At 58.4% G+C, this 15,754-nt stretch carries 12 protein-coding genes; 7 read left to right on the forward strand and 5 right to left on the reverse strand.

Translation table 11 applies throughout. The annotated features are described in order from the left end of the window. Position 1: 1 nt before the first annotated feature. Both ftsH and SVU69_02170 read right to left on the reverse strand, forming a co-directional pair. Entirely contained in the window at positions 2–1,927 is a 1,926-nt protein-coding gene (gene ftsH, locus SVU69_02165) for an ATP-dependent zinc metalloprotease FtsH (protein MDY6941803.1), read from the reverse strand. Between the two features lie 71 nt (positions 1,928–1,998). Further along, the gene (locus tag SVU69_02170) at positions 1,999–2,805 is read right to left on the reverse strand and encodes a dienelactone hydrolase family protein (GenBank protein ID MDY6941804.1); all 807 of its coding nucleotides are present in this window, start codon (positions 2,803–2,805) and stop codon (positions 1,999–2,001) included. 126 nt (positions 2,806–2,931) lie between these two features. Here SVU69_02170 and SVU69_02175 point away from each other — a divergent pair, with 126 nt between their 5' ends. From SVU69_02175 to SVU69_02190, 4 genes are all read left to right on the forward strand, one after another. Further along, positions 2,932–3,411, forward strand: a complete 480-nt coding sequence (locus SVU69_02175) for an archease (GenBank protein ID MDY6941805.1) — start codon at positions 2,932–2,934, stop codon at positions 3,409–3,411. A gap of 44 nt (positions 3,412–3,455) precedes the next feature. Then, positions 3,456–4,886 carry an RtcB family protein gene (locus tag SVU69_02180; protein MDY6941806.1) on the forward strand — a complete coding sequence of 477 codons (1,431 nt, stop codon included), beginning with the start codon at positions 3,456–3,458 and terminating at the stop codon, positions 4,884–4,886. 93 nt (positions 4,887–4,979) lie between these two features. Then, the gene (locus SVU69_02185) at positions 4,980–6,356 is read left to right on the forward strand and encodes a nicotinate phosphoribosyltransferase (GenBank protein ID MDY6941807.1); all 1,377 of its coding nucleotides are present in this window, start codon (positions 4,980–4,982) and stop codon (positions 6,354–6,356) included. Positions 6,357–6,361: 5 nt separating this feature from the next. Continuing rightward, positions 6,362–7,408: a hypothetical protein gene (locus SVU69_02190; protein MDY6941808.1), complete on the forward strand. Its 1,047-nt coding sequence runs from the start codon at positions 6,362–6,364 to the stop codon at positions 7,406–7,408. Positions 7,409–7,412: 4 nt separating this feature from the next. Here the strand turns inward: SVU69_02190 and SVU69_02195 are convergent, their stop codons facing one another. Next, on the reverse strand, positions 7,413–8,414 hold the full coding sequence (locus tag SVU69_02195) for a ribose-phosphate pyrophosphokinase (GenBank protein MDY6941809.1): 1,002 nt from the start codon (positions 8,412–8,414) through the stop codon (positions 7,413–7,415). Positions 8,415–8,564: 150 nt separating this feature from the next. Here SVU69_02195 and groL point away from each other — a divergent pair, with 150 nt between their 5' ends. The 3 genes from groL (at position 8,565) to metK (ending at position 14,760) form a co-directional block, all read left to right on the forward strand. Beyond that, entirely contained in the window at positions 8,565–10,193 is a 1,629-nt protein-coding gene (gene groL, locus SVU69_02200) for a chaperonin GroEL (protein MDY6941810.1), read from the forward strand. Positions 10,194–10,459: 266 nt separating this feature from the next. Then, complete coding sequence (locus tag SVU69_02205) at positions 10,460–13,588, forward strand: HAD-IC family P-type ATPase (GenBank protein MDY6941811.1); 3,129 nt, start codon at positions 10,460–10,462, stop codon at positions 13,586–13,588. Then, positions 13,585–14,760, forward strand: a complete 1,176-nt coding sequence (metK, locus tag SVU69_02210) for a methionine adenosyltransferase (protein MDY6941812.1) — start codon at positions 13,585–13,587, stop codon at positions 14,758–14,760. The genes SVU69_02205 and metK overlap by 4 nt, the downstream gene beginning before the upstream one ends. Here metK and SVU69_02215 read toward each other — a convergent pair. Next, positions 14,757–15,257, reverse strand: coding sequence for a hypothetical protein (locus tag SVU69_02215; GenBank protein MDY6941813.1), 501 nt, complete (start codon positions 15,255–15,257; stop codon positions 14,757–14,759). The two genes, metK and SVU69_02215, sit on opposite strands and share 4 nt — an antisense overlap. After that, on the reverse strand, positions 15,254–15,559 hold the full coding sequence (locus SVU69_02220; protein MDY6941814.1) for a DUF5132 domain-containing protein: 306 nt from the start codon (positions 15,557–15,559) through the stop codon (positions 15,254–15,256). Before SVU69_02220 ends, SVU69_02215 begins: the two co-directional genes overlap by 4 nt. Positions 15,560–15,754 lie beyond the last annotated feature (195 nt).

A 15,754-nucleotide genomic window follows, 5' to 3' on the forward strand; every position in this document is an offset into this window, starting at 1 on the left:
ATCAGGCGTTTTGTGCGGTATCGGAAGGCGGTGTTAAACACGCTTCGATTGCAGGTTTTTCCAGCGTTTCTTCACGTTCCAATCGCGTGATCAAACGTTCAAGGTCTGTTCGGTGAAGCTTGATGACTTCCTGTGCCCGTTGTTCCGCTTCCAGTATTAGATGTCGAACCGCCTCGTCAACAGCCTCCGCAGAATGTTCGCTGAAATGACGCGGCTGAGCGATCTCACGACCTAAAAACGGGTGCTCCTCGCTGGCACGGAGATCGACCGGGCCAATGGTGTCGGACATCCCCCAGCGAGAAACCATTGCGCGTGCCAGGGCAGTCGCCTGTCGTATGTCGTCATCCGCCCCGGAACTTACCGTGCCAAGCAGCGCCACTTCAGCCGATCGCCCACCCAGCAAGACCGCGAGACGATCACGAAGATAATGTTCCGGCAAAGTATGACGCTCTTCCTGCGGCAGTTGTTGCGTGCCCCCGAGCGCCCGACCCCGGGGAATGATGGTCACCTTGTATAGCGGATCGGCATGGGGCAAATAGTATGCGATCAAAGTGTGCCCCGCCTCGTGAACGGCCAGCCGGTGTCGTTCCTCGGGTTGAATCGCCAGCGTTCTGACTGTGCCAAGCAGGAGTTTATCTCTTGCCGCGTCGATATGTTCCATTTCGACGCGATCGGCGTCTTGCTGTGCCGCCAGAATGGCAGCCTCGTTGACGAGATTCTTCAGATCCGCACCGGACATTCCCGGTGTCCCGGCGGCCACCTGTTCCAGATCGACATTCGCATCCAGCGGTACTTTTTGGGTGTGAACCTTGAGTATGGCCAGCCGGTCTCCGACATCCGGCAAATCCAGCACCACGTGGCGGTCGAACCGTCCAGGCCTTAGCAGTGCCGAATCCAGAACATCGGGCCGGTTGGTCGCCGCCAGGACGATCACCGCTTCGTGACCGGAAAATCCATCCATTTCCGCCAGCACTTGGTTCAAGGTTTGCTCTCGTTCGTCGTGGCCGCCGCCCAGTCCGGTGCCGCGGGTACGCCCAATGCTATCCAACTCGTCAATAAAAATAATGCTGGGCGCGTGAGCCTTGGCCGTTTCGAACAAGCGTCGCACCCGCGATGCCCCGACGCCCACGAACACTTCGATAAACTCTGACGCAGAAATAGAATAAAAGGGCACACCCGCTTCTCCCGCCAGTGCCCTCGCCAGTAGGGTCTTTCCCGTACCCGGCGGCCCCATCAGCAATACCCCGCGTGGAATCTCAGCGCCCAGACGTTCGAATTTTTCCGGTTCGCGCAAGTACTCAACCAACTCGGCCACTTCGCGCTTGGTGTTCTCCTGACCCGCCACATCTTTAAATCGGACATTCGGTATCTCGGCCTCTTTGCGACTGGTATCGAGAAACCTCGATAAGTCGCCAGGTCCGCCTACGCCGCCGCCCATGCCGCCGGAGATTCGTCGCGACATCCAAAACAAGAACAATATCAACAGCACCCAAGGGATGAGAAACAACACATAGTCGCCGACTTGTTCCTGCTCTTTTGTCGCGACCACACGCAGCTCTATATTCTCCGACTCGATCAGCGACAACAGTTCAGGGTCAGAGAATTCAGGAACCCGGGAACTAACGCGCTCAATGGTATGATCATCCCGATGAATGGGTTGTGACAGAACAGCCTCGATGTCGTAACCACGCAGTTCAACCGACGCAATCTCGCCTTCTTTCAAGCGCTCTTTGAATTCGCTGTAAGGAATTGCCTCGGCCTTCCCCGTCGGAGCCTGATACAGCATGGAGAGGTAACCCAAGGCTAGCAGGACGGGAATCAGCCAATAGAAGTGCCAAAGGTTAAAAACCGGTGGTTGATCCTGATCCGGCGGACCAGGACGCTCGCTGTCGGGGCGGGGGTTCGGGTTCATTGGCCCATTATGCATGCATTCTCATACTTCGATGCACCGGCTGGCACATTCGGTCAGTCACCCGCGCATGCCCTATCCCGGACAAACTATCCCATCAGATAGCGTGTAAACCAACGTTGCGCCAATTTGGCAACTTGTTGCAGTGCGCCGGGCTCTTCGAACAAATGGGTCGCACCGGGAATAATCTCAAGCCCCACACGCGTATGCATCTGTGCCATGGCTTGTTCGTTCAACCGAAGTACTTCGATGTCCGCGCCGCCGACGATCAATAGAGTCGGCGCGGTGACGCTGACCAGGGCAGGGCCCGCGAGATCGGGTCGTCCGCCGCGTGAGACGATCGCCTCCACACCCCATTCCGATTCCGCGGCTGCACGGATGGCTGCAGCGGCACCCGTGCTGGCACCAAAGTAACCGTACCGAAGGTTTTCGGTATCCGGCTGATGTGCAAGCCATGCGGTAGCGTCAACTAATCGTCCGGATAACAGGTCGATATCAAATCGATGTCGTCTGGTCGCTTGGTCCTCTTGTTCTTCGGTTTCTGTGAGTAAGTCAAACAACAGCGTGCCCAGGTTCGCTTGCTGCAACGCCTGCGCAACAAGCTGGTTTCGGGGACTCAGGCGACTGCTACCACTGCCATGCGCAAACACGACCAACCCGGACGCCTGAGGCGGAAGCGTCAGCAGCCCCGGCAACCGGACATGCTGCAACTCCAATTCGACGGCCTTGGCGGCACACGACAAAGATGCTTGGTCATGTTGCGCCGGCTCGTCCGTCGGGTACCACCGTTCACGAGAACGGTGCCGGCGTAGTCCAGGATAGCGATTTCGCCATTCCCGGCGACGAGACCGGCTATCAACGGGTTTGCTAAGTTCTAGTGTATCGTCCTCACACATGATTCTATCCTCGTGGTGATTCACCTTTAGCTTTGTTCGCCACGGGCTCTGGCCAGTTGATGTGGGTCAAGGTTGGATGTTTCTCATGTTTGTTCGTGTACGGATTGATTTGAATCACGAGAACACATGCCATGGGGGCTTACGGTTGTTGCATCGTGTGATCTGAGACGCTGCGTTGAGGATGGATACGGGTTGGCCTGGGAACATTTTGAACACGTCGCCGACATTGGCATTCGCGGCACGGGCGCAACGCTGGAGGAGGCGTTTGAGCAAGCCGCTTTAGCTCTCACAGCGATCGTGACAGACCCCGCGAGCGTCAAGCCAGAGCGGGCGATCCAAATCCGTCGCACCGAATCCGATATCGAGCTGCTGTTCGCCGACTGGATCAATGCACTGGTCTATGAGATTGCAACCCGCGGCATGCTGTTCTCTCAATTTGATGTCGCGATCACCCAGGAGGGCCTGACGGCGACGGTTTGGGGTGAGGCCATTGACCCGGCCCGCCATCAGCCGGCCGTTGAAATCAAAGGCGCTACCTACACTTGTCTGCGGGTTGCAAGAGCACGAAACGGTGATTGGGTGGCGGAATGCGTGGTGGACGTGTGATTCATCCGCATCCGGGGTGCCAGCTAACCGATGAGGGTTAACCGATGGATCTGAGTCGCTTGGAAAAACACTCGGACTACGAGTGGTGGATACCCGTCTGTGACGCGATGCGGGTTCCGGGGGTAATTTACGCCAGCGAATCCCTCATTACGGAGATGGACGACAAAGTGCGAGAACAGCTCGTCAACGTCGCAAGTCTGCCCGGGATCGTGAACGCCGCCTACGCCATGCCCGATGCCCATTGGGGCTATGGTTTTCCCATTGGCGGCGTCGCCGCCTTCGACCCGCAAGAGGGCGGTGTTGTATCGGCGGGCGGTGTCGGATTCGATATTTCCTGTGGCGTTCGCGTGCTTCACACCGGATTGAGTATCGATGCGGTCCGCGCCTCCCAGCAAGCATTGGCGGATGCGCTCTACGCCGCGGTTCCCGCGGGTTTGGGCAGCACCGGCGCCATTCGGCTCGACCCTGAAGAAATGGATGCCATGTTGTCTGGCGGAGCGCAATGGGCCGTCGCTCAGGGGTATGGTCGCGAGGAAGATTTGCCCCATACCGAAGAGCGCGGTTGTATGGAAGGCGCGCGTCCAGACTGCGTATCGGAATTGGCAAAGAAGCGTCAACGCAAGGAAATGGGCACCCTAGGTTCCGGCAATCACTATCTCGAGGTCCAGCGCGTGGCCGAGATTTTTGACGCCGAGGCGGCTAAGGCACTGGGTTTCGTCGAGAACGCCGTCAAAGTCAGTATTCACTGCGGGTCCAGAGGCCTGGGACATCAGATCGGCACTGAATTTCTCAAGCGCATGGTGGTGGCCGCCGGCACCTACGGGATTACCTTGCCGGACCGTGAGCTGGCCTGCACGCCCTTGAATTCACCATTAGGGGAAACGTACCTGGGAGCCATGCGAGCAGGAATCAACTGCGCGTTGGCCAACCGGCAAATCATAACCCACCTCACACGGCGAGCATTCTCTATTGTTTTTGCGGACAGTAACTTACCGCTGTTATTTGATGTATCGCATAATACGTGCAAACTGGAAACTCACGAGGTGGACGGCAAGCCCCGGGACCTGTTCGTGCATCGCAAAGGGGCAACCCGGGCCTGGGGTCCCGGACACCCGTCATTGCCGGCCGATTTGATGGATGTTGGGCAACCCGTGTTCGTCGGCGGTACCATGGGAACAGAATCCTACGTGCTGGTCGGTACGCGGCGAGGCATGGACATTGCCTTCGGCTCAGCGTGCCATGGGGCCGGTCGGCGCATGAGTCGAAGGGAAGCCACGCGGCGCTGGCACGGAGACGAGGTGGTCGACGAGCTGGCCAAACGCAACATCCTCATACGGAGTCCGTCGCTGCGCGGAGTCGCCGAAGAAGCACCGGATGCCTACAAAGACGTCCGCGAGGTGGTAAAAGCAGCGGAACACGCCGGCTTGGCCAGAAGGGTGGCGCGGTTGGAGCCGGTCATCTGCATCAAGGGGTAACGTTTGCCGTCATGGGGCTGAAGCGCGCAAACATCTCAAGGTTGCGCCTCAGCCGGTCATGGGCAAGCGACTATGTACACAGAGCAAACGCGAATGCACGATCCGATATCGGTTGCGGGGCATGGCCACGCATTGTTCACAGACCTCTACGAACTCACCATGCTGCAAGCCTACGTGGAAGAACGCATGACCGATGTGGGCGCGTTCGATTTCTACATTCGTGAGTTACCGCCCGGGCGAAACTATTTCGTGGCATGTGGCCTGGAAACCGTTCTAACTGCCCTGGAAAACCTACGGTTTAGCGACGAGGATCTTTCGTTTCTCGCGTCTTTGGATCGGTTCTCCGACAAGTTCCTGGCGTGGCTCGCCGATTTCCGCTTCACCGGCGATGTCTACGCGATGTTAGAGGGCACGTTGGCGTTTCCGAACGAACCCTTGCTGGAAGTCGTCGCGCCGTTGCCGGAAGCGCAACTGGTCGAAACGTTGGTTCTCAATCAAATCCACTTTCAAACAGCCGTGGCTTCGAAAGCATCCCGAGTCGTCACTGCCGCTCGCGGGCGCACCGTGGTCGACTTCGGTGCACGCCGCGCCCACGGCTATGACGCCGCGATAAAATGCGCGCGCGCGATGTACATCGCCGGATACGACTCAACCTCGATGGTCGAGGCGGGGCGCCAATACGGGATTCCCGTTGTCGGTACGGTGGCGCATAGTTATATCGAGGCCCACGACTCGGAAGCGGACGCTTTCCGCCGCTTCGTCAAGCTGTATCCCGACACGGTGTTGCTGGTGGATACCTACGATACCTTGAGCGGGATCGATCGCGTGATCGAACTCGCCCGGGAACTCGGCGAGGCCTTCAAAGTGCGCGCCGTGCGCCTGGATTCCGGGGATCTCACCCAATTGGCGCGCGAGAGTCGCCGGCGTCTGGATCGAGCGGGTTTGACACACGTCGGGATCATCGCCAGCGGTGGTCTGGACGAGTACGCTATCGAATCGATACTCAAGGCCGAGGCGCCGATTAACGGTTTCGGGGTCGGCACGCGGGTCAACACGGTGGCCGATGCCCCGAATCTGGAAGCGGCTTACAAACTGGTTTCCTACGCTGGGCAGGATCGCGGAAAACTGTCCACCGGAAAGGTGACCTACCCGGGGCGCAAACAAGTGTTTCGCCGGACAAGCGACGGCTTGTTTCAGGGCGATATAGTGGTCCGTTCGGGCGAACAACCGGCAGGAGAAGCCTTGCTTCACCACGTGATGGCTTACGGGCGTCGATTGCGCCTGGATCCCAAACCGCTGGATAGCGCGCGCAGTCGCCTGCAAGAACAGCTTGCCCAATTGTCACCGGAACTCAAAGCGCTCGCCCCCCCCGAACGGCCCTATCCGGTGACGATCAGCGAAAGCCTGCGCCGAGCACAGCGTCGTATCGAAAAACTCTATCAAGGCGTTGATTCGCCTGCCTCCGCTTAAGCGTCATGAACCCGCCGCGGCCACAAGCGAGCTTCTATCCTCTCCAGCCGCTTGTTTCGATCAAACTGCTTCAGGCGAAACTGTTTTATCTGTCCCAACCCCAATCCTATCCGGAGCCCACCGCTCAGGTTAAGGTCATCGAAACGCACATGTCGTGGGTATTTCTCACCGATGACCACGCCTACAAACTAAAAAAACCGGTGGCGACCGAATGGGTCGATTTCACGACGGTTTCCGGCCGCAAAGCCAACGCTGAACGCGAATTACAACTCAATCGCCGCTTGGCGCCGAACGTCTACCTGGGTCTTATCCCACTCACGCAAGATACCATTGGTCACTTTCGTCTCGACGGAGAGGGCGAAATTGTCGACTGGCTAGTGAAAATGCGGCGCTTACCGGGCCCACGGATGCTGGACTATGCCATTAGGCACGGAACGGTGACGGCGCAAGATATCGACCAGCTAGGGCATCACCTGGCTCGTTTCTACCACGCCGCTCAACCCCTAGAAATGGCGGCCAATGCTTACCGGGAGCGGCTCTCGAAGTCTGTCGTTCATAATCTTCGTCTGTTGAACCGCCATGACTTCGGATTGCACCCAGCCTACTTCAGGGGAATACATCATCGACTTCTCGATCAATTAGATGCGTATCCGGCACTATTCGCCGGGCGCGCGTCGGAACGACGAATCGTCGAAGGACACGGCGATTTACGCCCCGAGCATGTCTGCCTGACGACACCACCGGCGATATTCGATTGTCTGGAATTTAAACGTGATCTGCGAGTGCTCGACGCCGTCGATGAATTGGCGTATTTAGACCTTGAATGTGAACGTTTGGGCGAACACCGGATTGGCCCTCGTTTATTGACCATCTACCGCGAAAAAACGGGTGACCGCCCACCGAATCGGCTGATTCGTTTCTACAAGGCTTATCGCGCCTGTATCCGCGCCCGCCTCGCCGCATTTCATTTACTCGACGTGTCAGCTCAAGAACATAAAAAATGGCGCGATCGAACGTCGGTCTACCTGGAACTGGCCAATCGCTACGCTTGAGCCATCATCGGGATTGCGCCATCAGTTCCACCAGCGAACCGCCGCTGTGCATGCGCGCGATGGCATCCGCCAAGAGGGGGGCGACGTCCAAGGTTTCGATCTTGGCCATCACCACCGGATTCTCTAACTTGCTGGGTCTCACGGTATTCGTAACCACGATGCCGTCCAGCTCGCCTCCGGCCAATTGGGTGTTGGCTGCCGACATGAACAGGCCATGAGTCGCTGCGGCAAAGACTTTTTCGGCCCCCTGTTCGCGCAGCGCTTGCGCTGCCAAACGTAACGTGCCACCGGTGCTGATTAGATCGTCCAGAATGATCGCTTGTCGATGGTGTATTTCGCCCACGACCAACCCACCGGACAACTGACCACCACTGCGCTCTTTCTCCATGAATGCCAGTGGCACCGGGATTCCCAGCTCGGCTTCCAATCGGTCGCGAAAAGCCCGTGCACGTTTCATTCCGCCCGCGTCGGGGGAGACGACAACCGGTGCTTTGATCGCCGGCAGGTCGGCAAAATATCGAACGAAAAGGCCGGCCGCCAACAGGTGCTCGGTAGGACAACGAAAAGCATTCTGAAACGCCGCGATGTTGTGCACGTCCATCACGGCCACTCGGTCACAACCGACGGCCTCAAACAGCTGCGCGAGGTAACGGGTCGTGATCGGATCGCGGGTCTTGGTTTTTCGGTCTTTGCGGGCGTAGCACAAGTACGGAACCACCGCCGTGATGCGGCCGGCACCAGCGTCCCGAAGCGCCCCGAGAAAAAACAGCAAACGCACGAGTTTGTCATTCACCGTTTGGTGTTTATCTGCATAGAGCGAATGAACAACGTAGACGTCCCGGTCACGCACGTTTTCTAGTGGTCGGGTCTTGTGCTCTCCATCTTCGAAGTCCCGCTCTTCCAGGTTCGCCAGCGGCTGGTTCAGATGCCGGGCGATGGCGTGGCCCAACGCGGTTTCGGCCTTGGGCGCAAATACCAGTGCCGCGTGATCTTGAGCTTGATACATCCTCAACTCCCCTCGTCCATGGATGGCACGCCTTGACGTAGGTCAATAAGCTTTCTGACCCTGCGCCCGATTATTGTGCGGGGTGACGCCCAAATAAGGCAAAGCGCAGTTTCTCTATCGTCTCGACGATATGAAACAAGGAGCAGCGATATGGCACATAAGAAAGTCACGTTCCGGTCGGAGGCCAGACAAAAAATCCTCAAGGGGGCCAGTCAGTTGGCCGACGCGGTTAGGGTGACGCTCGGACCCAAATCCAAATCGGTGCTCATCCAACAACCCTGGGGTGACCCCATCGTCTGCAATGACGGCGTCACCATTGCCAAAGAATTCAGCTTGGCCGATCCGGAAGAGAATCTGGGGGCCCAAGTGCTGCGTCAAGCCGCGGTGCACACCGGTGAAGCGGTGGGCGATGGAACCAGTACGGCCACGGTTATTGCCCATGCGCTGTTTGCCGAAGGGGTAAGAAACGTGGTCGCCGGGGCCAGCGCCATCGACATCAAGCGGGGTATGGAACGCGGACTGTATGTTGCCAATGAAGCGCTTCGGGCAATCTCTCAAACCGTGAAGTCGCGAACTGAAAAATCCCAGGTCGCCACGGTTTCCGCTCACAATGATCCTGTCATCGGTGAATTGGTCGCCGACGCGATGGAGAAGGTTGGAGACGAGGGAGTGATTTCCGTCGAAGAATCGAAAACGACGGAAACCACGTTACAAGTGGTGGAAGGTATGCAGTTCGATCGCGGTTATCTCTCTCCGTATTTCGTCACCCAGCCGGAGAAAATGGAAGCGATACTCGAAGATGCCTACGTATTCCTCACCGATCGCAAGATCATCATCTTGCAGGATGTGATTCCACTCCTGGAGCAAATCGCCAAGACCGGACGGCCGGTGTTGTTTGTCGCTGATACCATCGAAGGCGAAGCCCTGGCAACGCTCATCGTCAATCAGTTGCGCGGTGTCCTGCACTGCGCCGCGGTCAAGGCACCCGGCTTCGGGGATCGGCGCAAAGACATGCTCCAGGATATGGCGGTCCTGACCGGGGGACAGGTGATCTCGGAGGATATCGGTCTGGACCTGAAAACCGCGACCTTGGATCAGTTAGGCCGCGCGGACCGTATCGTGGTCACGAGAGAAGACACGACCCTCATCGGCGGCCGCGGTGAACACAGCGCCATCGAAGCGCGCATGAATCAGATTCGCGCCCAGACCAAAGAAGTCACCAGCGACTACGACCGGGAAAAGCTCGAAGAGCGCTTGGCGAAACTGTCCGGTGGGGTGGCGGTGATTCGAGTCGGGGCACCGTCGGAAGCGGAAATGAAATCCCGCAAAGAGGCGCTGGATGATGCGATCAGCGCCACCAAAGCGGCGGTGGCCGAAGGCATTGTGCCCGGCGGTGGTTTGGCGTTAATCCGAACCGTAAAGGCCATCGAAGCCGAAGAGGCCAAAACGTCTGGTGACGAACGCACAGGATTGCAGATTCTAAAACGGGCGGTCCAATCGCCGGCGCGCCAAATAGCAGAAAATTCTTCCGTAGACGGTGGTGTTGTCGTGCAACGTATGCTGGAAAGCGAAGGCAACGTGGGGTATGACGCGGCCACGAATGAGTTTGTCGATATGGTTCAACGGGGGATTTTGGACCCGACCAAGGTTGTACGCACCGCGCTGGAAAACGCTGTTTCGGTCGCGAGCCTGTTACTTCTCACCGAAGCGACCATGACCGACCTTCCCGAGAAGAAAGACGCGACGACCCCACCGATGGTCGAAGGGGAGTTCGGATAATGTCCGCTCGTGGTGACAGCCGATCGAATGGTCGCGTGACGATGCCCGTTGCTGTCGTCACATTGCAACCCGGACGGTGTATGCTGAAAAATTAGCCTTGGCTGAGGCTCGCCTTGCCCGTCCGCCCGCAGCGCTTGATTGGCGGCGCACGCATCAGCGATTTCATTCAGCCCACCTTAGGAACGGACGAGGGTTAACCCAGCTTAATGTCGGCACGATCTTCCAGGCCCGCCTGCAAGGAAACGAACGTTCGTAAAGAGTCCGAGTTGGCTAGCACGGGCAGTGAATCGAACGCTCCGACTCACGACGAGTTCCGGCCGGACCATCCCGGCGTGGTGACGCTGTCCGCTACTGTACCGGGTCGTGTGCGCCTTCGCGTGCGGGGTCTGTTGGCAAATGCGGCGCTGAAGACAACCCTGGAAAACAAGCTCGCCGCGCACCCACAAATCCATCGGGTGCAGGTGCGCACCCGAACTGGCAATATCCTGGTGGAATTCGATCCCGGTCTGGGTTGGAGTGAAGTCACTCATATGGTCGCACGCTTTGCGGGGCTAGATGGTCCGACCACCGATTTACCGGCGGCGTCGATGGCGCCGGAGAACACGACCGAAGATCGGCCCCGTTCCCAGACCCAAAGCATCATGCCAATGGGGAGCGATACCGATTCCCCGGATCCATCGCCCAGTCAATGGTACGCCTGGCCGCTGGATCAGGTGGTGGTACGTCTCGGGACCGACGAGCAGATGGGTTTGAGTGACTCGGAAGCGGCCAATCGATTGGCGCGGTACGGACCTAACCGTTTGGGTGAGGCCAAAGCGCGATCGTCCGTGTCTATGTTAGCCGAGCAATTCACCTCGCTACCCGTTGGAATGTTGGCGGCTTCAGCGGTGATATCTCTGGCCACCGGCGGCCGTTTAGATGCGGCCGTGATTCTCGGCGTTGTGGCCATCAATGGCGGGATCGGCTATTTCACGGAACAACAGGCCGAAAAGACCATCAACGCTTTGAAGGAAGTTGCGCCGAAAAACGCTCGCGTGCGCCGTGAGGGCCGTCGACGCTCGGTTCCGGTTGAAGACCTGGTCTCGGGTGATGTCGTCGAATTGGGGCCAGGCGATCACGTTCCGGCCGATTTGCGACTGGTTTCCTCAGAACGGCTTGTGGTGGACGAATCGCCCCTGACCGGGGAGAGTGTGCCCACTTTCAAATCGATTACCGCTTTACCGTTGGATACCGCCTTGGCTGAACGCGCCAACATGGCATATATGGGCACGATGGTCACCGGTGGGAGCGGTACGGGCGTGGTGGCGGCGACCGGCGCGGTTACGGAGCTTGGAAAAATACAGGCCATGGTGGGACGTGCCCATGCGCCGGAAACGCCCATGCAACGCCAACTCGATGTCATGGGCTCTCAATTAGGCTTCATGAGCGCAGCAGTATGCGGCGGCGTGTTCGCCATCGGGCTGATGCGGGGCTACGGCTTGTTGGACATGTTGAAAATGTCCATCTCATTGGCAGTCGCGGCCATTCCGGAAGGTTTGACGGCCGTGGCGACCACCAGCTTAGCGCTGGGCATCCGCAAAATGCGCGCCGAACAAGTGGCCATACGCCACATCAATGCGGTGGAAACCTTGGGTGCGGTGCAGGTGTTTTGTCTCGATAAAACGGGCACGCTGACTTTGAACCGCATGACAGTTTGTGCGGTGCACCTGACCGATAAGACCCTAAGCCGTGAGGACGACGCGCTCACCGACGGTCGCGGACGTTACTCGCGCCAACAATCCTGGGCCCTTGACCGCCTTCTGACGGTCGGCGTGCTGTGCAGTGATACCGACTTACAAGATTCGCCAGACGGGCCGAAGCTGCATGGCTCACCGACAGAAAACGCCTTGGTACAGTTGGCACTGGATTCTGGAGTGGATGTGGCCGCGTTGCAGCGGCGTCATCCGAGGATCCAGTCTCAATACCGTTCCGAGGGGCGCCCCTACATGGTGACCGTTCACGACTCGGACGAAGGACCACGTTGGATTGCGCTGAAAGGCCGCCCGGCGGAAGTTCTGGATATGTGCTCGCATGCCGCCCGTGGCGGTGAGCTCATCCCACTGGACGATGAACGCCGGGCCGCGATCGTCGCTGGCAATGAGACGCTGGCGGGTGACGGGCTGCGCGTTTTAGGGTTGGCATGGGGCGAGGCGCCATCGAATGAAGATCCGCCTTCAAGTCCGAAAGATCTGGTATGGCTCGGTATGGTCGGTATGGCCGATCCACTGCGGCCGGGTATGGCGGAACTGATGGACGTGTTTCACGGTGCGGGCATTCGCACGGTGATGATCACCGGTGATCAAAGCGCGACCGCTTATGCGATCGGACGTCAGGTGCACATCGCCGATGATCGTCCGGTGCAGATTTTGGATTCCTCCAACCTCGATCGCTTGGATCCGGATGTCCTCGCCGGTTTGGTGAAAAAAACCGACGTCTTCGCTCGGGTGAGTCCGGCCCATAAGCTTCGGATTGTGCAAGCACTGCAAGATGCAGGGCAAATCGTCGCCATGACTGGTGACGGCATCAATGACGGTCCCGCCCTGAAGGCGGCTGATGTGGGCGTGGCGATGGGTGCGAACGGAACGGATGTGGCGCGGTCGGTGGCGGATGTCGTGTTAGAGGACGACAATCTCGAGACCATGACGGTCGCGGTCGCACAGGGGCGGACCATTTACCAAAATATTCGCAAAACGCTCCGTTTCTTGCTGTCCACTAACTTCAGTGAAATCGAGGTCATGTTGGCGGGGGTCACGCTGGGCATCGGTCAACCGCTCAACCCGATGCAGCTGCTCTGGATCAATCTGTTTACGGATATTTTCCCCGCCTTGGCACTCTCCATGGAATCACCGGAGCCCGACGTGTTGCTGCAAGCACCCCGAGATCCGGAAGAGCCCATCATTCGCCGAAGTGATCTGCTGGAAACGGCTGGCCAGTCAGCATTCATCACCGTGGGTGCCTTAGGTGCTTATCTCTATGGATTGCGGCGCTATGGCCCGGGTGCAGGCGCCAGCACCCAAGCATTCGATACCATCACCGTCGCTCAATTGTTGCAATCGCTCAGCTGCCGGTCCGAACACTATGGCTTGTTCGTTCCCGGTGATCGCCCGCGTAATCCCTACCTCGACTGGGCAGTGGGTGGAACCCTGGCAGTACAGGTGCTCTCGGGCTGGGTACCGGGATTGCGCCGTCTTTTGGGAACCGCGCCGCGGAGCTTGGGTGATTATTTCGTCGTCGCGGCCTGTGCCGGCGGTCCCCTGTTGATCAACGAATCCGTGAAGCGCTGGCGCGCGATGGATCATCCGGTCGGAATCGGTTCGGCTTCAGCGACTACGCCGACCTCGGAGCAGCTCACATGAGACGTCGTTTTATCTTCACCTCCGAATCCGTGACCCGCGGTCACCCCGATAAGCTTTGCGATCAGATCAGCGATGCCGTGGTTGACCAGTACCTGGCGGAAGATCGTCATTCCCGGGTTGTCGCCGAATGCGCCGTTGCGAGTGGCATTCTGTTTCTGGCGGTACGGTTTCGCTCCGCAGCCCAAGTCGACTTGCCCAATGTGGCCCGGTCAGTCATTGAGGATGCGGGATATCTCAGTGGGGGCTTCAACGCCCAGGACTGCACCATCATGACATCCATGCAGGAACTCCCCGCCAGCGGCGTGGAGGCCCCGGATCCGGCCAGTCTTGTGGCCGGTAATCAAGTGACCGTATTTGGCTTTGCTTGTAATCAAACGCCCGCTTTGGTCCCGTTACCGATCTGGTTGGCCAATCGTCTCGCGCGGTCGATGGATCTGGCGCGGATGGAGGGCCGGGCGCCGGGTTTGGCCCCGGATGGCCAAACGCAGGTGAGCGTGCAATTTGAGGATGGCATCCCACAGCGCATCCACAGTCTGACGTTGGTAACCAGCCAAAAAGAGGCAGCCAAACTGAGCGGCGATACGTTGCGCGACATGCTGATGGAGGAAGTCATACTCCCCGTTTTTCGGGAGGAATCGATCCGGCCGGACAATAAGACCATTATCAACGTCAATCCCGCGGGGCCGGTGATCGGTGGCGGACCGGAAATCCATGCCGGCCTCACGGGCCGAAAAAACGGCATCGACACCTACGGCGATTTTTCCCGACATAGCGGTGCAGCGCTAAGCGGTAAAGATCCTTTCCGTATTGACCGGGCGGGTGCTTACGCCGCACGCCATGCGGCGTTCAATGTGGTGGCCGCAGGCTTGGCCCGTCAGTGCGAAGTGGCGGTTAGTTACAGCATCGGCGCGGTCAATCCGATGAGCGTTCAGGTCGAAACCTTGGGGTCAGGGGTGGTTTCCGATGAACAGCTGTCGAAATGGGTGGAGGCCGAATTCGATTTTCGTCCCGGCGCGATCATTCAAAACTTGGGCTTACAAGATCTATCTGCGGAACGTGGCGGGGTGTTTTTCCGACAGCTTGCCATCTACGGCCACTTCGGGCGGCCCGAGCTTAATCTGCCATGGGAACAACCCGATCGAGTAGAACGGCTCAAGGCAGCGAGCACTTAGACCAGATCAGACTCGGTGGCGTCGGGTTTAACCCGGTTCGGTTGATCCAATAGTCCGATTGCATACCACAGCAGCGTGGCGGCTGGCGGAAGCACTTCGCCCCGCGCCAGTTGAACCGAGCTCAAAGAAAGAAGCATCGTGAACGCTGCAGGTTTGTAGTCCACCATCTGGCTCAGCGATTGAGCAAACGCCAAGGGGTTGCTCGGCAAGGCGTCGCCGAACGGTTCAAATGTTTCGGTAGGATGGAGCCGGAACCAACCGTCTTCCAAGGCGACACGCTGCAAGTATTCAAAACCAAACGGTTGCTGGTGGACCAGCAGCACCGTTGCGGTAACCGGATTTCCGCGATAGGCCACAATGCCGGGTAATTGGGTAATCCACTCGCCCAAACGAACGAAAAACTCCCGATCCTTGCGTTTGCCGGGTAAACGAAAACGCAAGCGACCGGTCGTCTGATGGACGACCCAGGCGTCCAAAAGAGACGATGCAACGGTCACTTGTCAGAAGACTCCGCCGCGTCAGCCGTCGTCACGGTCGTTGCCTCGGCGAGCCCCGATTCTCGCTTTGCGAGTTCGACCTTGGCCTCTGCCACGAAATCTTCCATGACTTCCTGCAGTTCCACCAAGGTTTCCAGGCCCTTTTCATAAAGCACGTTTCCGGATCGGGCGGCAGCGCGGGCCGAAGGGCGGGAGAGTTTAGATAGCACCGGTACGACGACAGGAGCCACCGCAATCACCCCCAATCCGATCGCGACACCCTTGACGACATCGCTCTTTGTCAGTTTTTCGAACACCGCCACGATAGTTCTCCAAAGTCGCACGTTTCATTGTTGTCATCTCGCCCGACTGGCGGCGATGGCAACAGAAGCACCAAGCCAAGCTGCCAATACCGATCTCGCCACCACACGGGGAAATCACATCACCGCACAAAAGAATACATCATGGTCCTAGGAAATGCTCATAGCCTGCGGTCCAGATGGCCGATCATCCCTCTG

Source organism: Pseudomonadota bacterium, from assembly GCA_034189865.1.
Taxonomy (GTDB): Bacteria; Pseudomonadota; Gammaproteobacteria; order UBA5335; family UBA5335; genus JAXHTV01.

Coding starts and splice junctions, on each gene's coding strand:
- metK (MDY6941812.1), top strand. CDS start 13,585: ATGAGACGTCGTTTTATCTTCACCTCCGAATCCGTGACCCGCGGTCAC.
- groL (MDY6941810.1), top strand. CDS start 8,565: ATGGCACATAAGAAAGTCACGTTCCGGTCGGAGGCCAGACAAAAAATC.
- SVU69_02195 (MDY6941809.1), bottom strand. CDS start 8,414: ATGTATCAAGCTCAAGATCACGCGGCACTGGTATTTGCGCCCAAGGCC.
- ftsH (MDY6941803.1), bottom strand. CDS start 1,927: ATGCATAATGGGCCAATGAACCCGAACCCCCGCCCCGACAGCGAGCGT.
- SVU69_02180 (MDY6941806.1), top strand. CDS start 3,456: ATGGATCTGAGTCGCTTGGAAAAACACTCGGACTACGAGTGGTGGATA.
- SVU69_02170 (MDY6941804.1), bottom strand. CDS start 2,805: ATGTGTGAGGACGATACACTAGAACTTAGCAAACCCGTTGATAGCCGG.
- SVU69_02175 (MDY6941805.1), top strand. CDS start 2,932: ATGCCATGGGGGCTTACGGTTGTTGCATCGTGTGATCTGAGACGCTGC.
- SVU69_02185 (MDY6941807.1), top strand. CDS start 4,980: ATGCACGATCCGATATCGGTTGCGGGGCATGGCCACGCATTGTTCACA.
- SVU69_02190 (MDY6941808.1), top strand. CDS start 6,362: ATGAACCCGCCGCGGCCACAAGCGAGCTTCTATCCTCTCCAGCCGCTT.